Below are 14,912 nucleotides of genomic sequence, written 5' to 3'. Positions count from 1 at the left end.
GCAATGAAAATAGTTTTGCAAATGTTTTCATAAAATCGACCAAATGGAAGAAAATTATGTCAATTTTTCAGAAGGGTAAGGTGGATATTGTGGCAGTTGCAAAGGCTGCAAAAGTCTCTCCGTCCACGGTGTCACGTACCTTTAATCACCCGAATTTGGTGAACCCAGCGACTCGCAAAAAGATCAACCGAGCGGTTCAGAGACTGGGGTATATCCGCAACCGTGCTGCACAGACGATGCATGGCAAACGGTCCGGGACCATCGGCCTAGTTGTGCCCACAATCAACCATGCCATTTTTGCTGAGGTCATTCAGGCATTCTCGGATTCGATCGACAAGGCCGGCTTCAGCCTTTTGCTGGCGTCGCACGGATACGATCTTGACCGGGAATACGCGATGGTTCGCAAGTTGCTCGAGCATCGTGTGGACGGGGTCGCGCTAGTCGGGTTGGAACACGCCGAGGCAACCGCCCGCCTGATCGAACAGCAGAAAATTCCGGGGCTGGCGATATGGAACTACTCCGAAGATTCAGACTTGCCCTGTGTCGGGGCAGACAATCTTCTGGCCGGGCGACTTGCGACCGAGCATCTTCTGGCCTTGGGGCATCGGGACATCGGACTGATTTTTCCCAAAACCAATGGCAATGATCGAGCGCAGCACCGGTTCACAGCCGTACATGATACGCTCGCGGAAAGGGATATTTGCCTTCCGGATAAGCGAGTTTCCGAAGCGCCCTACAGTGTCTCGCAGGCAAAGCAGGCTGCCATTTACCTTTTGACGGAACATCCGCGCCCTACGGCATTGTTGTGCGGAAACGATGTTATTGCACAGGGTGCCTTGTTTGCCGCGCAGAGACTGGGCCTGACCGTGCCCGAAGACCTGTCGATTATCGGCATCGGCGATTTCAAAGGGTCGTCAGACGTCGAGCCGGGTCTAACGACCATTCGTATTCCGGCAGAAACCATCGGAACGCTGGCGGGGGAAAAGTTCACCGACTACATTACCTCAGACGATCCGGAGCCATTCAGAGTCTGCTGCGAATTGGAGTGCATCGTCAGAGGAACAACGGGTCCAGTGACGATTTAGCGGCTATACAAGGCAATATTTTTTGACCCCGGAAAATTCTCGTATTGAGCGTTTACGGGTGTGAAGGTGTGAACGCCCCTGCTGGTTGCGATGAACTGATAGCAGATTGGCAATTTTCTCGCTTTAAGTGCTTGCGGTGTGAAAACTGCTGCATGAGCGCCGGATAGTTCGCTTCCGCGCAGTAGAAAAGTTATGATTCACACAGACTGTAGCAATTCATTAGGCGAGTAGTTGCACCTCTTGGACGTCAAGCGGCGGGGTTACGCTCCAACTGTTAGCCTTAGTCCTCAACTTTGCGCTGCTTTATAGTAGTCTTGAAGCCAGCTGCAGAACTGGTTCACCACGTTTCGTTTTTCCGAGGTGCCCTGAACGACCAAAAAAACTGCGGGGCGTAGGCAACCGATCATCGAGTGGAGAGACCAGCAGTCCTTTTTTGATGTAGCTGCGCAAAAAATCCTCCGAGATAGTCGCCGCACCTTGGCTGCGGGAAACGATCTGCAAGGCAATCAGTGAAGAACCCACCTTCATGGCAGTGTGGTCCGGCAACCCTATGCCAGCATTCCCCGCCATCTGAGCCCAGTCCGCCTCTGAGCCGATGATCTGGACAGCCCGTTCGGCCAGTTTTTCCAGGCACAGGTTGCGACTGAGCGAGTTGGCCAGGCTTGGATGGCAAACGATTTCGGCAAATTGACGCCCCAGATGGCGGATGTCGCGTTCGGCCCAGTTGCCATATCCGGCATACTCGGAGTTAACATTTTACTTTGGGTTACAGACAGCTGGCATGGAATCGCACCTGCGTGGGTCGCACTTGGGGCCGCTCTGATCTGTGCATTACCTGTAGTCGGTGTCATCCCCTTCAGTGATCTTCCTCAGAAAGTAAACATTGCGCCAATCTTCTTTGTGTCCGGGGTCATTGGCTTCGGAGCCGTGGTTTTTCACTCCGGAATAAATGCCTGGGCCGGAGTGTATCTGGTGACCATGTTCATGAAGCAAACCTTTCCAGCAATACGGCAATATTTGCCTCTCTGGCCGCCATCGGATCACTGGTGGCGGTGTGTACAACGGTTCCGACTGCGCCAGGTGTATTGACGCCACTGGCAGGACAATTGGCAGAAACTACTGGCTGGCCAGTTGAGTGGGTCTTAGTGGCGCAAAGGAGGCTCTCTTGGTCTCTTTCCAAGCATTCCCTACCTGTCAACCGAAAGTCGCGTTCTTAAGTTTTGGAAATTTTGGCCCGTTTCCGAGTCACAAAGACTCGAAAACCTAAGTAACTGAATCTGTTGCATGCGCAGTCTCAGTAATTAAGCGATCCGACAAGAATTGTTGGCTTTCAATAAAATGAAACCAAGCGCCTGAGAGTTTTACATTTTTCAATACAGTACTTTGAATGAAAAAAGTTTCCGGCCCCTCCCCAAGAGGAACCGGAAACCCCATCTTTTTGCAACCAATTGATTTTGCTTGACCTTATCTAAGGACCACCACGCTGCAATTGGAATGCCGTACAACCCTGGCGGCCGTAGATCCCAGTAGTAGGTCAGAAAGACCGGGTCGGTGTGAGGACACGACGACACAATCTGCCTTGTGCTTTTCCTGCCAACTGAGGATTGCATTGGTCGAATGTCCTGACACAACATGAACATCGATCACGTCCGATCCCAGCTCTGCCGTCAAAGTATCCGCAAGCTCCTCAATTGCTTTCTTAAGCTGATCCTTCGGAAAGTATGACGCCATGTAGGATGGCAGCTCTTCCATAATGGACAAGACCGAAATCCGACCACCGTCCGCCAACAGTTTTTTCGCTGCTTCTATGGATGCCGAATACTCTTTCTCATGTCCGGGAGCTACGGGGACAAGTATATGTTTGAACATCTGATATCCTCTATTTCAGCGCGTTGGGCAGCCAGGTGGCGATTTCCGGGAAGATGAAAATCAACGTGAGGCCAACGAATTGAAGTACAACAAAGGGTCCAACCGAGTTGTAAACATCGCCCATACTTACGTCCTTGGGCAAAACGCCCTTGATCCAGAACAGAACGAAGCCGAATGGAGGGGTCAGATAGGCGATCTGAATGTTTACGATGAACAAAGCGCCGAACCACAGTTTGTCGATCCCCAGTTCATCAATGATCGGGATGAACAGTGGGGTACAAAGCAGAATGATGGCCCAGTCATCCATGACCATACCCAGGATCAAGATGATCAGCATCATCATCAACAGGATGCCTGTGCTTCCGCCTGGCATGGATAGAACCAGATTGGTCAGAAGGTCCTGGCTGCCCAAGGTATTGAACACGTTGAGATAGACAGTTGCGCCAATCAGGATCCACAGGCCCATACCGCTAAGCTTTACTGTCGACACCAGCGATTCAACCAGAACTTCCTTGGTCAGTTTGCCATAGATGAAGTTGATGACGAATGCGCCCGCAGCACCAAACGCAGCAGCCTCGGCAGGCGTTGCGATGCCGCCCCAGATAACGCCCAAAACGATCACGATCAAAAGGGCAAAGGGCCAGATGCTGAGCACGGCGGTGAGTTTTTCACTCACCGTGAATTTCTGATCTGCCGGTAGAGCGGGCCCAAGTTCCGGCTGAATGCGGCAACGGACACCGATGTAGATGGTATAGAACATGGCAAGCATCAGACCCGGCATCAGACCGGCCATGAACAGGTCACCGATGGATACTTTTGCCAAAAGACCATAGAAGATGAACGGAACGCTCGGTGGGATCAGCGCGCCCAGAGCGCCACCTGCCGCGATACACCCGATGGCGATCCTACGGTCATAATTGTATCGCATCATCGAGGGGTATGCGATCTGCCCCATGGTTGTCGTCGCAGGTGGCGTGATGCCAGTGATAGCTGCGAAAACGGTACAGACCTGAACCGTTCCCATCGCCAGTCCGCCATGAACATGTCCAATCAGCTTATAGACAGCGTCATAGGCGGCCTCGGCTATTCCGGAAAATCGTATCAAGGATCCCATGAACAGGAAGAGCGGCACGGTCACCAGAATGGAACTCCACGGAGTCGAATAAAAGGCACTTGGCACCGACAAGAGCGCTCGCGGTTCTATGATCATCGCGAACAGTACGGCTGTACCGCCAAGGCCAAATGAGACCGGCAAACCCATGAAAAGAATGGCGAATAGCACTATGAAGTACAGCGCTGTGATAAGTTCAAGGCTCATTTTTTGTCTTTCCTTAGCACGTGGCAGCCTAGGAACGTCGGCTAATGCGCGGTTCCAAATGCCGTATTGTTGGCGGCATTTTCCGGGGCACCGCTGGCTCATCTAACAAGCCAGCGGTCATTTTGTGCGTCACGTATGACGAATTTTCGGTGGATTAGTTCCCTGCAGCTTTATCTTCGAGGAACTTTTTGTAGATTTCGACGCCTTTGGCGTTTCCTTTAGATGCTGCAGCAACTTGGGGCCAAACTTCTGCGATGGATTTTTCACGCATTCTTGCCACTTCTTCGTCGCTCAGCATGATCACTTCGCCACCGGCATCGCGCAGGATTTGCAGCGCTTCTTCAACGCCTTCCGCGTGCATACGGCTGGTTTCAAAGTAGGTTTCTTCGAAAATACCGTCGATTTGCTCACGCTGCCAGTCCGTCAGGGCATTCCAGCTTTGCAGGTTGATGAAGATTTCCTGGTGCTGTGCGGGGTTCCAACCCGGCATGATCGCGTAATCGATCACTTCCTGGAAGGACATGTCGTCGATCCCACCGGTATCCCAGTAGGTGCCTTCGATCGTGCCCAGCTTGATGGCAGTATAGATTTCGCCACCGTTCATGGAAACCGGCGCGCCACCCATGGTCGAGTGGAAGATCGCCTGAGGACCACCTGCGCGCATTTTATGCCCTTCCAGATCTTCCATTTTTTCGACCCGGAATTTGGTGAACATCGCGTTTGGACCCTGGTTGGTCCAACCAGCCCAGTGCAGGTTACGCGCGTGTGCAGCTTCCTGAACGATATCGCCGACGCGATAGTCAGGATTTCCCCACATCACTTCCCATGCTTCTTCGGTGTTGTTTGCGCCCATTGCCATACCGAAAGCCAGCATGCCTTCCGGCATATCACCACCATAGACGGATCCCCAGCCGGCATAGCCGTCTGTTTGACCGGCTGCGGCTGCAGAGAAGGCCTCGGCGCCGCTTACCAGTGCGCCAGCAGGCTCGACACGGATTTTAACGGTACCTTGTGTTGCTTCCTCAACGGCTTCAACCCAAGGGATCAGGCCGTTGTCCCAACCAGCGTCAGTTTGGTCAAATGCCGGCTGGAAAACCCATTCTGTTACCTCATCCGGCGGTCCGTCTGCAGCGAAAGCAACGCTTGCGCTGGTGGCAAGAGCACCGGCCCAAAAGGCTGTCTTTATGGATTTTTCAAGTTTCATTTGTATCCTCCTTGTTTGTAGAGATGATTTTTTTCGTTTTGATCTTGTTCAGATAAGGACGTCGCCGGGTTTCGGCTTACGCCTCATCAGGTTCGCCGCCGAAGATTGTTTGCAAATCCACAAGAAGCTTCTTGATGACGATCAGCAGAACAAAGAACCCGGCGAGTGGGATTGCAAATTTGATTGGGTAGATCGGAATCGGCACCGATGTCGGCGTCCACTGGTTGAGCATCAGTGAAAGCGAACCCGCTTCGTATCCTTTCCAGATCAGAGTAACCAGAAAGAGGATCGCGATGGGCGCGGTCAACACATCTAGGATCGCCTTCTTTCGCGTTGTCGCATTCGCGTAGAAAAGATCAAGCTTCACAAAGCTATCATGCTGCAGCGAATAGATACCACCCACACATGCCAAAAGCACCATTGCGGCCTGCAAGGTGGTGCCGATCCATTGCGATGGGTTGTTGAGCAGGTAACGCATGAAAACGTCGGAAACACCAAACGCCATGCAGTACAAAATCAGAAACCATCCGATCCAACCTGCGAATTCGGATATGGCCCCTGTAAGAGCTTCAAGTCCTCGCATCAGCACGCTTTGTCCTCCCCGTGAAAATGCCTATTTTGAACAAGGCGTTGCAATGACTTTGCAGACCCAGCTCTGTCTTCCCTAGAAGAATATGATGCGTTCCATACGCGAGCAGGCGCAACCCCTCATTTCGCAGAAGGCTTGCATCGTCCTCCTCGGGTCAAGTTAAGATTATGCAGGCTAATGAGCGAAAGGCACAGATCGATGAAAATATGGGCACAGATCAATCCAATGCTTATCGCATTGTAAAACAACAATATTATTCGATATTGACTTGAAATTAAGCGGATAATTTCAATGTCGATGGGAACAGTTAGCGCCCGTCCAACGCACATTGCTTCAATGGATCGATCAGACGGTGGTTCTTCGTCGTCCTGATGCATTACAAAGATGAGATTCAGAAAAGCACTAGGATGCTACACAGATTTTGCGTAGGCACGTGTTAGTGTTTTCACGAGGCCTTTGGGATCAACTTCAAATAATAGAACCTCGCCGGGATATGATGTGGCGCCTCAATGTCTCAATGCGAGAATTTTAAGAATGGCTGCTCACTCCCAGCCTAGGCTCAGACAACTTTTCCACCGTTGATATTGAATTCAGCCCCCGTGCGAATTCCGGATGGCCATCTGGTTGTCATGGTTTTGAGTCGGGTATAGAATCGCACCCCTTCCATGCCGTGGATGTGATGGTCGCCGAACAAGGACCGCTTCCACCCTCCGAAAGAGTGATAAGCGACCGGAACCGGGATTGGCACATTTACTCCGACCATACCTATGCGCACGCGCGCCCAGAAATCACGCGCAGCGTCACCGTCGCGGGTGAAGATCGCCGTCCCGTTTCCATATTCATGATCGTTTATCAGACCAACTGCGTCTTCGTAACTGGCAGCTCGCACCACGGAAAGGACCGGACCAAAGATTTCATCCTTGTAGATGGGCATATCAGGCGTCACTCGGTCAAACAGGCACCCGCCGATGAAATAGCCGTCTTCGTACCCCTGTAACGAGATTTCGCGCCCGTCGACAACAAGCTCGGCACCCTTTTCAAGGCCCTGTTCAATATAGGAATAGATGCGGTCGTAGCTTTGCTTGCTGATCACGGGACCAAGTTCTGAGGACGGGTCGGTAAATGGCGCAACTTTCAAAGCCCGCACCCTGGGTGCCAGTACGTCGATCAGCCGATCTGCTGTGTCTTCACCAACGGGTACGGCAACGGAAATGGCCATACATCGCTCACCCGCAGAGCCATAGGCCGACCCAATGAGCGCGTCCGAAACCTGTTCCAAATCCGCATCCGGCATAACGACCAGATGATTTTTTGCGCCGCACAACGCCTGCACGCGTTTCCCGTTCGCCGAGCCACGCGAGTATATGTAACGCCCAATTGCCGTTGAGCCGACAAAGCTGACCGCTTCAACCAATGGATCATCCAAAAGCGCATCCACGGCCACTTTATCCCCATTCACGACGTTGAAAACGCCCGGTGGCAACCCGGCCTGCGCCAGTAATTCCGCGATGCGCATCACGACCGAGGGGTCTTTTTCGGAAGGCTTCAGCACGAAGGTGTTTCCACAGGCAATGGCCACCGGATACATCCAAAGCGGGACCATGGCGGGAAAATTGAAGGGTGTTACACCTGTAACAACGCCCAAAGGCTGTCTGACAGAAAAACAATCTACGTTTGCTGCAACGGCCTCTGAATACTCGCCTTTAAGAAGCTGAGGAATCCCACACGCGAATTCGACAACCTCGATACCGCGCGCAATCTCGCCTTTTGCGTCCGGCAGAGTTTTTCCATGTTCTGACGACAGCAGTTCAGCCAGTTCATTGGTGTGTTTTCTGAGAAGATCGCGAAACTCGAACATAACCATCGCGCGTTTGGCAGGCGGTGTTGCCGCCCAGCCCGGCGCCGCCTCAGCCGCTGTTCTAACGATGGTGTCTACGTCTTCGACAGAGGCCAGCGTTGCCTTTCCGGTCACCGCCCCGGTGGCCGGGTTTACAATTTCAGAAATCCTGTTGCTCGCACCTGGCCAGAATTCGTTGGATACAAAGTGCCCCAGAATATTCATCTCTCACCTCGCTACATTCGACCTGACGGACCTATGGGCGCGGTAAATCAACAAAAAAATAACTTGCTTTCGCGTGGGCAAGTGACTCGATCAGACCAGCCCGATTGGCCTTGCCCATCAATAAAGGTAAGTTTGTTGGCCTGTTGGATAGACACAGATGAGTTTAAGTGTGGGCACAGCTAGAGCGCATCAATGGCGCTGCGCAAGGTGCGAAGACCCTGTTCGATATTGCCTGCAGGAACAGCGGAAATGCCAAGCCTGAAGGTTATTTCACCCTTCTTTTCATCAGAAAAACAGACGCTTGACGGCTCGATAATCACGCCCCTTTGACGTGCAGCTTCCGCGATTTGATAGGCGCTGTGCCCTTGGGTGCTGCGGAAGAAAAAGTTCGTGCTGCCATATTCGTATTGCAACTCGAAATCGGGAAACAGCTCTTGGATGACCTGCGATGCGACGTGCCAGCGTTCGTTGAAAATCCGGTGCATCTTTGCCCGGTGCGTCTCATGATGACCAAAACGCAGGAACAGAGATGCGGTGTGTTGAATGACGTGCGGTGGATGGCGGATCATCATTCCGCGTAGGGCGCGCGCTTCTTGCACCAGAGATTCCTGGGCGACCAGATAGCCCAGCCGCAGACCCGGAGCCAAGCTTTTTGAAAGGCTGCCAGTATAGATCACCCGCCCCTGAGAATGCCCACTATACAAAGGAAGCAGACTGTTCTCATCAAAGTCCATGTCACCTTCATAATCGTCTTCGATAATCAGGAAATCTTCCTTCTTTGCCATGTCCAGTAGCTGACGTTTTCGGGTCTGCGACATAGACAGAACTGTTGGCATCTGACGGTTTGGCGTCACATAGACCAGATCGCATCCGGCCAGTCTTTCATCGACAACAAGACCCTCACTGTCGACGGGGATGAACCGGACCTCATCAAAGGTCTGCTCGAATATGTTACGCGCGTCGGCATATCCTGGATCCTCAATTGCAACGACGCGGCCAAAGCCACGCAGCAAAGCCGCCACTATATAGATGGCCTGCTGCGCACCCATGGTAATCAGCACGTTTTCAGGCTTGGCGACGATGCCTCTATGCGGCAACAACCGGCTACAGATTTGTTCAACAAAGGTGTCGGAATCACGATACTGGTTGTCACCTGTCCAATTGCTGAGGTCGCGCATGTTCAACGCCAGTCGGGAACATTCACGCCATTCAGCCAAAGGAAACCTGTTCGAGGCCGCCTGGTTGCACACGAACGGGAACTGATAGTCCGGCCAATCCGCAGGCCGCGTGATACAGCCTGCTTTGGATGGCAAACGCCTTCTGGTTATTCTTTCGACGATGTTCGGGAAATTCGCGTTGATCTCTTGATCTGCCTTGGCCTGCGTCCGGTTCAGATTGAGAGAGACATAGTAGCCAGATTTTGGCTTCGAAATGATCGTACCTTCGTCAACAAGCCTGGAATATGCACCCAACACCGAGTTCACAGACACCTTGAGATCGCGCGCAAGTGCTCTGCAGGAGGGCAATTTCGCTCCATTTTGCAGTACGCCGCTTGAAATCAAATAAGCCAACTCTGCGCGTATCTGATCGCGTATACCTAATGCGTCATCGCGGTCGATGTTCATCACATTGACCAGATTTGACGCCGAACGCTGTGCATCGGATGCCTCTGGTTGATTTTTGCAAGAGAGATTTTTGCTCATCGTGAACTGGCCATTTGATAAAACACAAGACGCATGATTATTGTGATCCTGCATCCGAGTTTTGGGGGCTACGCGAATTGTGTACGTATCCCGGAATATAGAAAGCCTCTGGGCTTCCCATTCTCAAAACCGACATCCGACAAAGGGTAGCGCCTTGCCAAAGCATTGTGAAAGGTCAATCGAGCTCTGTTCAGGCTGATCAATGATGTGATTGCCCAGCTTGAAGTCAGAATTGCCCCACAAACCGCAAATCGCCGACAATAAAGAAGGGCTTGAACAAGCCTGAAACAGGTCGGCCAGTGTATTCCCGTTGTAGACTGGCAATAGCCTGAGATTGCCTGGTTCCATAAACACCCCTTTTATCGCATGTTTGCTCGGACTGTACTGCGATGGTCTCACCCTATCACTGACTACGCAAGATTCGTTCACGTGAAGATTCGCGGGTTAACATGGGGGTTTTCCCCATGTTTCTTAAGAAAAAAGGTGCGGGGCCTCATTCTTCGTCAGCTGTGGCTTAGTTCACCTCATCTGGCAACATCAGGGTGCTGAACTCAGAACTGCTGCCGAAGCCAAGAATTGAACGCTTCGATTTGTGGGCGAACAGCAGCGCGGTGATCTGTTCTAATGAGGTAATGAGATTGCTCCAATGCTACCGCTTCGCCAGCGATACGAATGTTCTGTCCGGCCGCCATCGCCCGTGCCACAAAACGTTCAATGACCACGGCACACCCCAAACCAGCACCAACCATTTCGATCGCGGCGGTTGAGGTGTCGGTCACCAGCCGCGCGCCAGGGTGCGTTGATTCCAGCGAAAAGGCGGAAAGGTAGCGCGCCCAATGATCGTCAAAACCCAAGATATGAATTGAGGGGTGCTGCAGTAAGTCCTTGGGCCCTTTTGTCATTTCATGGGACACGGCACTGACAATCGGGACAATCGCCTCGTCCGAAAGCGGCTCCAAATTAGGGCCTGCATAGTCTTTGGACGCTAAGACGATATCAACATCGACCGGGTGTTGTTCCGAGGAATCCTTCCAGATCGAGGTTAAAAGTTTGACGCTGGTGTCGGGATGGTCGCGCAGAAAGCCATCCAACCTTGGAGACAACCACATGATGAAGGCCATCGAGGCACGTATAGTGATCGTTGCTGCCCCGCGGGGACCAAATAGGCCGGTCGTCGACATCTCAATCGTGCCCAGTGCTTCGCGGACAGGCAGTAAGTAAGCTTTGCCCACATCGGTCAATTGCAGACTTTTGGGGCGGCGCACGAACAGCTTATCGCCGAGCTGCGCCTCAAGGGCTTTGATATGCTGGCTTACGGCAGTCTGTGTCAGGCCGATTTCTTGACTCGCAGATGTGAAGCTCAGCAATCGCGCTGCGGCTTCGAAACTCCGCAACCAGTTGAGGTTCAGATTGTGGCGCATCAGCTTTCCATAAAAATTTTTTGTTCATGGGCCCGTTTTGTTTCGTTTTATCTGATCAAGACTGCTCTGCATAGTATCGGGGTGTGCGACAGCGCACTGACCGGTTGAGTTTTCCTGAAGGAGATCATCATGACTGACACCAGCCAATCCAAACGGGATGTCGCTCTGGATTTTGTAGACCTCGACCGCTACCCGATTGCCGATCTGGACAATGGCCCGGGTGCAGAATTATTAGCCCAATGTCAGCTCAGCATCGACACCAACGGCTGGTGCAATCTGGATGGCTTTCTGCATTCCAAGGCTTTGAAACAGGTGAATTCAGAGGCAAACGCCCTGCTTCCGACGGCGGAGATTTTGCACGTGAAGCGAAACATCTATCAGGGGGCGATTGACCCTTCGCTGCCTGACGATGATCCACGCCGAAAAGAATTCATCCATAGCGCCGTGCAGCTTGCAGATGATCAAATACCGGCAGAGTCCGGCCTCAAGCAGCTGTACCAGTCAGAAATTTTGACCGAGTTTGTGCGGCGGGTGCAGATGAAAGACCAACTGTATCGATGCGCGGATGAGTTTCAGGCGCTCAACGTCGTCGCCCTGCAACCCGGAAGCGGACATGCCTGGCACTATGATACGACCGAATGCACTGTCACGCTGTTATTGCAGGCTGCCGAAAAAGGTGGCGAGTTCACCTTTATTCCAAATTCCCGGACAGACTCGGATGAAGACCGAGAGGCGGTGGACCGCTTGTTGGATGGGGACTTGTCTCATGCCCAGACCTTCGCGCGCGGGGCGGGAACGCTGACGTTGTTCCGTGGCGGGTACTCGTTACATGGCGTGACCAAGGTTGAAGGAGACCGCCCCCGAATTACGGCCACGATGACTTATGACGAACAGCCCGACCGCGAAATCGGGGATGAGATCAACATTCGCATTTACGGCAAGCGGGTGGAAAACATACTGGCCAGCCGCAAGGCTGAAACCACGGGCTAAGGACGGAAATGAATGAAAACCGCACTTTTGGTGATTGATGTTCAAATGGCCCTGGCGCACGAGGATGCTTTGGGCACGGAACGGTCTTGTCCCGAGGCAGAAAGCAATATTACCCAGCTGCTGGAAAAATTCCGCCGCGACGGCAGCACGGTCGTCCATATTCACCACCATGGTACGGATCCCGAGGACCCGTTTCACCCCGACGCCCCGGGGTGTGCAGTTCAACCATTCGCGGCCCCGGCGACCAATGAGCCTATCGTCGTCAAGACTGGCAGCAGCGGTTTTGTGGGAACACCTTTGCAGGCAATTCTGCAAGACGCTGGCGTCGAGCGTGTTATCCTGTGCGGTGCGACCGCCAATCATTGTGTAGAATCGACCACGCGCAGTGCAGCTGATCTTGGCTTTCAGCCAATCTATGCAGCCGATGCTGTTTGGACTTATGGGCTTACCGGCCCGGACGGAAAATCCCACAATGCCGCTCAAGTTCATTCGGTTAGCATGGCAACGCTTGACGGTGAAATCGCGGATGTGAAATCCACAAACGACATTCTGGCCCAATAACACTGGCGATCAAAAAGAAGCGCTGCGTTGATTAATGATAAGTCAGAATTCAAAAGCATGATTTCTCAACACTTTTTTCGTTTTTTCCGTCGTGAAAGAAATAGCAGACTGAACCGAAACGTCCGCCGACAAGTTACCTAGTCAACTAGCGCCTTTTTCAGAAACAAGCACCTCTGATCGGGCTGCGCGCCCAGGCAGTTCAGTAGATGACGTTAAGCATCAACAAGGAAACAACCAGGAACAGAATTGTCATAACCCCACCCGAGCGCACAAAATCCATAACCTTGTAACCTGCAGGGCCCATAATCAGCGCGTTGACCTGATGGGTTGGAATAATAAAGCTGTTCGAGGTCGAGATTGCTACGGTCAGTGCAAAGACAGCTGGGTTGCCTCCTGCCGCCACCGCAATCGAAATGGCAAGCGGCACAAGCAAGACAGTGGCCCCGACATTCGACATGACCAAAGAAAAGGCTGTGGCCAATATCGCGACACCAGCCTGCAGCGCCCAAATCGGCCAACCGTTTAGAATGATCATGATTTGCTGGGCAATCCATGCCGCCGTCCCGGTGTTTTGCACCGCCTGCCCAAGCGGTATGAGACAGGCCAGCAGGAATACGGTGTTCCATCCGACTGCGCGATAGGCCTCATCCACACTCAGTACACGTGTGAGCATCATTCCCGCAGCTCCGGTCAGCAGGCACAGCGACAAACGAACGTCGGTGAACAAAATCAGCGACAGGGAAATTGCGAAAAAGGCCAAGGCCCAACCGACCTTCTGCGGCCGCAATTCATCCTGCGGAAAATCCGTTGTCACGACGACAAAATCAGGATCACGCTTAATGCGCATCAGGTTGTCCCATCGGGTATGTGCAACAAGCATGTCCCCTGCGTGAAATTCCTCGAGCCCGATCTGAGTGGATTCGTGCGTGTCGGTTTCAACATGGCTAAGCGTTTCTTCACCGCGGTGAATTGCAAGCAACGACATGCCATAGGTCTTGCGAAACAAAAGCTCGCGCGGGCATTTTCCGATCAGTTTGCTATCGGGCGTCACAACGACTTCAGCTATGCCGGCATTGGTCGGCGCAAATTCTTCAACGAAGATATCCAAATCCGGCAGAACCGTTAGACCAAATTTCAGTGCAAATTGTTCTACATCCCAGCGGTTTCCGATGATGGCCAATCTGCAAGGTGCTGCAATCTCGGCGGTCAGGACCTGAACCATCGACGTTTTGCCACGATAAAACGTAGAGATTATGTATAGGTGTTCTTCGTGGTTGATATCAGCCAGAATGCGCCCCACCAGCGGGCTATCTTCGGGCACGATCACCTCGAAAACATCTGCCTGCAGCCCGTACACCCGTTGCAAATATTCCTGCGTACCCTGCCCTGTGCCGGTACTGTCAGATCCGGTATCGCCCGGTAATACCCACCGCCCAAGCAGCAGAAAATACGCGATCCCAGTTAAGATCAGGACCGCTCCGATTGGTGTAACCGAAAAAAGACCAAATGGTTCAATCTGCTGATCAGCGGGCAGACCCTTGTTTGCAGTGATGACGAGATCGTTAAGCAAAATCAGCGGTGATGAGCCCACCATTGTCATCGTGCCGCCCAAAATGGCGCAAAACCCCATGGGCATCAGCAAGCGGGACAGCGGAATTCCGGACCTAGAGGAAATTCGGCTGACCACGGGCAAGAACAATGCGGCCGCGCCGACGTTCTGCATAAAGGATGAAATAACGCCGACCGTGCCCGAAACAATTGGCAGCACCCGGTTCTCGGCGGTGCCGCCATATTTCAATATGACCGCCGCAACTTTGTTCATAATGCCGGTTTTATCCAGACCCGCCCCCACGATCATAACCGCGATGATGGATATCACCGCGTTGGACGCAAATCCGTCGAACAGTTGCGAAACATTGGCAAGGTTCTCAAGCCCCGGAGCGTAGCTAAGAAGGCCGACCAGAACCAAAACCAGTATCGCAGAAAGGTCTATTCTGACAATTTCCGATACGAAAAGGAAAACGGTGAAGGCCAACAAAGCGCACACCACTCCCATCTCGAACGTGAAGGTTACGTGTTCCACTATATTCACCGAGACATTGTCAATTTT

General features: G+C 52.6%; 12 protein-coding genes. 3 read left to right on the top strand and 9 right to left on the bottom strand.

Annotated elements, in window-relative coordinates; translation table 11 throughout:
* Window positions 1-56: 56 nt before the first annotated feature.
* Complete coding sequence (locus ACR0DL_RS17845) at window positions 57-1,085, top strand: LacI family DNA-binding transcriptional regulator (RefSeq protein ID WP_170379679.1); 1,029 nt, start codon at window positions 57-59, stop codon at window positions 1,083-1,085.
* A gap of 303 nt (window positions 1,086-1,388) precedes the next feature.
* Here ACR0DL_RS17845 and ACR0DL_RS17840 read toward each other — a convergent pair whose 3' ends face one another.
* From ACR0DL_RS17840 to ACR0DL_RS17805, 8 genes are all read right to left on the bottom strand, one after another.
* Window positions 1,389-1,655 carry a hypothetical protein gene (locus ACR0DL_RS17840; protein WP_480690561.1) on the bottom strand — a complete coding sequence of 89 codons (267 nt, stop codon included), beginning with the start codon at window positions 1,653-1,655 and terminating at the stop codon, window positions 1,389-1,391.
* 894 nt (window positions 1,656-2,549) lie between these two features.
* A complete protein-coding gene (locus ACR0DL_RS17835) occupies window positions 2,550-2,954 on the bottom strand; it encodes a universal stress protein (RefSeq protein WP_170351238.1) in 405 nt (134 codons plus the stop codon).
* Between the two features lie 10 nt (window positions 2,955-2,964).
* Window positions 2,965-4,272, bottom strand: coding sequence for a TRAP transporter large permease (locus ACR0DL_RS17830; RefSeq protein WP_170351237.1), 1,308 nt, complete (start codon window positions 4,270-4,272; stop codon window positions 2,965-2,967).
* 154 nt (window positions 4,273-4,426) lie between these two features.
* Window positions 4,427-5,476, bottom strand: a complete 1,050-nt coding sequence (locus ACR0DL_RS17825) for a TRAP transporter substrate-binding protein (protein ID WP_170351236.1) — start codon at window positions 5,474-5,476, stop codon at window positions 4,427-4,429.
* A gap of 76 nt (window positions 5,477-5,552) precedes the next feature.
* Entirely contained in the window at window positions 5,553-5,981 is a 429-nt protein-coding gene (locus ACR0DL_RS17820; protein WP_170379671.1) for a TRAP transporter small permease subunit, read from the bottom strand.
* A gap of 643 nt (window positions 5,982-6,624) precedes the next feature.
* Window positions 6,625-8,127, bottom strand: a complete 1,503-nt coding sequence (locus tag ACR0DL_RS17815) for a CoA-acylating methylmalonate-semialdehyde dehydrogenase (protein ID WP_480690559.1) — start codon at window positions 8,125-8,127, stop codon at window positions 6,625-6,627.
* Between the two features lie 179 nt (window positions 8,128-8,306).
* Window positions 8,307-9,884, bottom strand: a complete 1,578-nt coding sequence (gene pdxR, locus ACR0DL_RS17810; protein ID WP_170414779.1) for a MocR-like pyridoxine biosynthesis transcription factor PdxR — start codon at window positions 9,882-9,884, stop codon at window positions 8,307-8,309.
* 497 nt (window positions 9,885-10,381) lie between these two features.
* Window positions 10,382-11,251 (bottom strand): LysR family transcriptional regulator, encoded by an 870-nt coding sequence (locus ACR0DL_RS17805; RefSeq protein WP_480690557.1) that lies wholly within the window; start codon window positions 11,249-11,251, stop codon window positions 10,382-10,384.
* Window positions 11,252-11,380: 129 nt separating this feature from the next.
* On the opposite strand from ACR0DL_RS17805, the gene ACR0DL_RS17800 reads away from it, so the two are divergent.
* A complete protein-coding gene (locus ACR0DL_RS17800; RefSeq protein ID WP_170351231.1) occupies window positions 11,381-12,241 on the top strand; it encodes a HalD/BesD family halogenase in 861 nt (286 codons plus the stop codon).
* A 12-nt stretch (window positions 12,242-12,253) separates the two neighbouring features.
* On the top strand, window positions 12,254-12,802 hold the full coding sequence (locus ACR0DL_RS17795; protein ID WP_480690555.1) for an isochorismatase family protein: 549 nt from the start codon (window positions 12,254-12,256) through the stop codon (window positions 12,800-12,802).
* Between the two features lie 199 nt (window positions 12,803-13,001).
* Here the strand turns inward: ACR0DL_RS17795 and ACR0DL_RS17790 are convergent, their stop codons facing one another.
* Complete coding sequence (locus tag ACR0DL_RS17790) at window positions 13,002-14,885, bottom strand: SLC13 family permease (RefSeq protein ID WP_437436691.1); 1,884 nt, start codon at window positions 14,883-14,885, stop codon at window positions 13,002-13,004.
* Window positions 14,886-14,912: the final 27 nt, after the last annotated feature.

It is taken from the genome of Ruegeria sp. BB5, assembly GCF_056539405.1.
This window is presented reverse-complemented; position numbering and strand designations above follow the sequence as displayed.

Coding starts and splice junctions, on each gene's coding strand:
- ACR0DL_RS17845 (WP_170379679.1), top strand. CDS start 57: ATGTCAATTTTTCAGAAGGGTAAGGTGGATATTGTGGCAGTTGCAAAG.
- ACR0DL_RS17840 (WP_480690561.1), bottom strand. CDS start 1,655: ATGGCGGGGAATGCTGGCATAGGGTTGCCGGACCACACTGCCATGAAG.
- ACR0DL_RS17835 (WP_170351238.1), bottom strand. CDS start 2,954: ATGTTCAAACATATACTTGTCCCCGTAGCTCCCGGACATGAGAAAGAG.
- ACR0DL_RS17830 (WP_170351237.1), bottom strand. CDS start 4,272: ATGAGCCTTGAACTTATCACAGCGCTGTACTTCATAGTGCTATTCGCC.
- ACR0DL_RS17825 (WP_170351236.1), bottom strand. CDS start 5,476: ATGAAACTTGAAAAATCCATAAAGACAGCCTTTTGGGCCGGTGCTCTT.
- ACR0DL_RS17820 (WP_170379671.1), bottom strand. CDS start 5,981: ATGGCGTTTGGTGTTTCCGACGTTTTCATGCGTTACCTGCTCAACAAC.
- ACR0DL_RS17815 (WP_480690559.1), bottom strand. CDS start 8,127: ATGAATATTCTGGGGCACTTTGTATCCAACGAATTCTGGCCAGGTGCG.
- pdxR (WP_170414779.1), bottom strand. CDS start 9,884: ATGCAGGATCACAATAATCATGCGTCTTGTGTTTTATCAAATGGCCAG.
- ACR0DL_RS17805 (WP_480690557.1), bottom strand. CDS start 11,251: ATGCGCCACAATCTGAACCTCAACTGGTTGCGGAGTTTCGAAGCCGCA.
- ACR0DL_RS17800 (WP_170351231.1), top strand. CDS start 11,381: ATGACTGACACCAGCCAATCCAAACGGGATGTCGCTCTGGATTTTGTA.
- ACR0DL_RS17795 (WP_480690555.1), top strand. CDS start 12,254: ATGAAAACCGCACTTTTGGTGATTGATGTTCAAATGGCCCTGGCGCAC.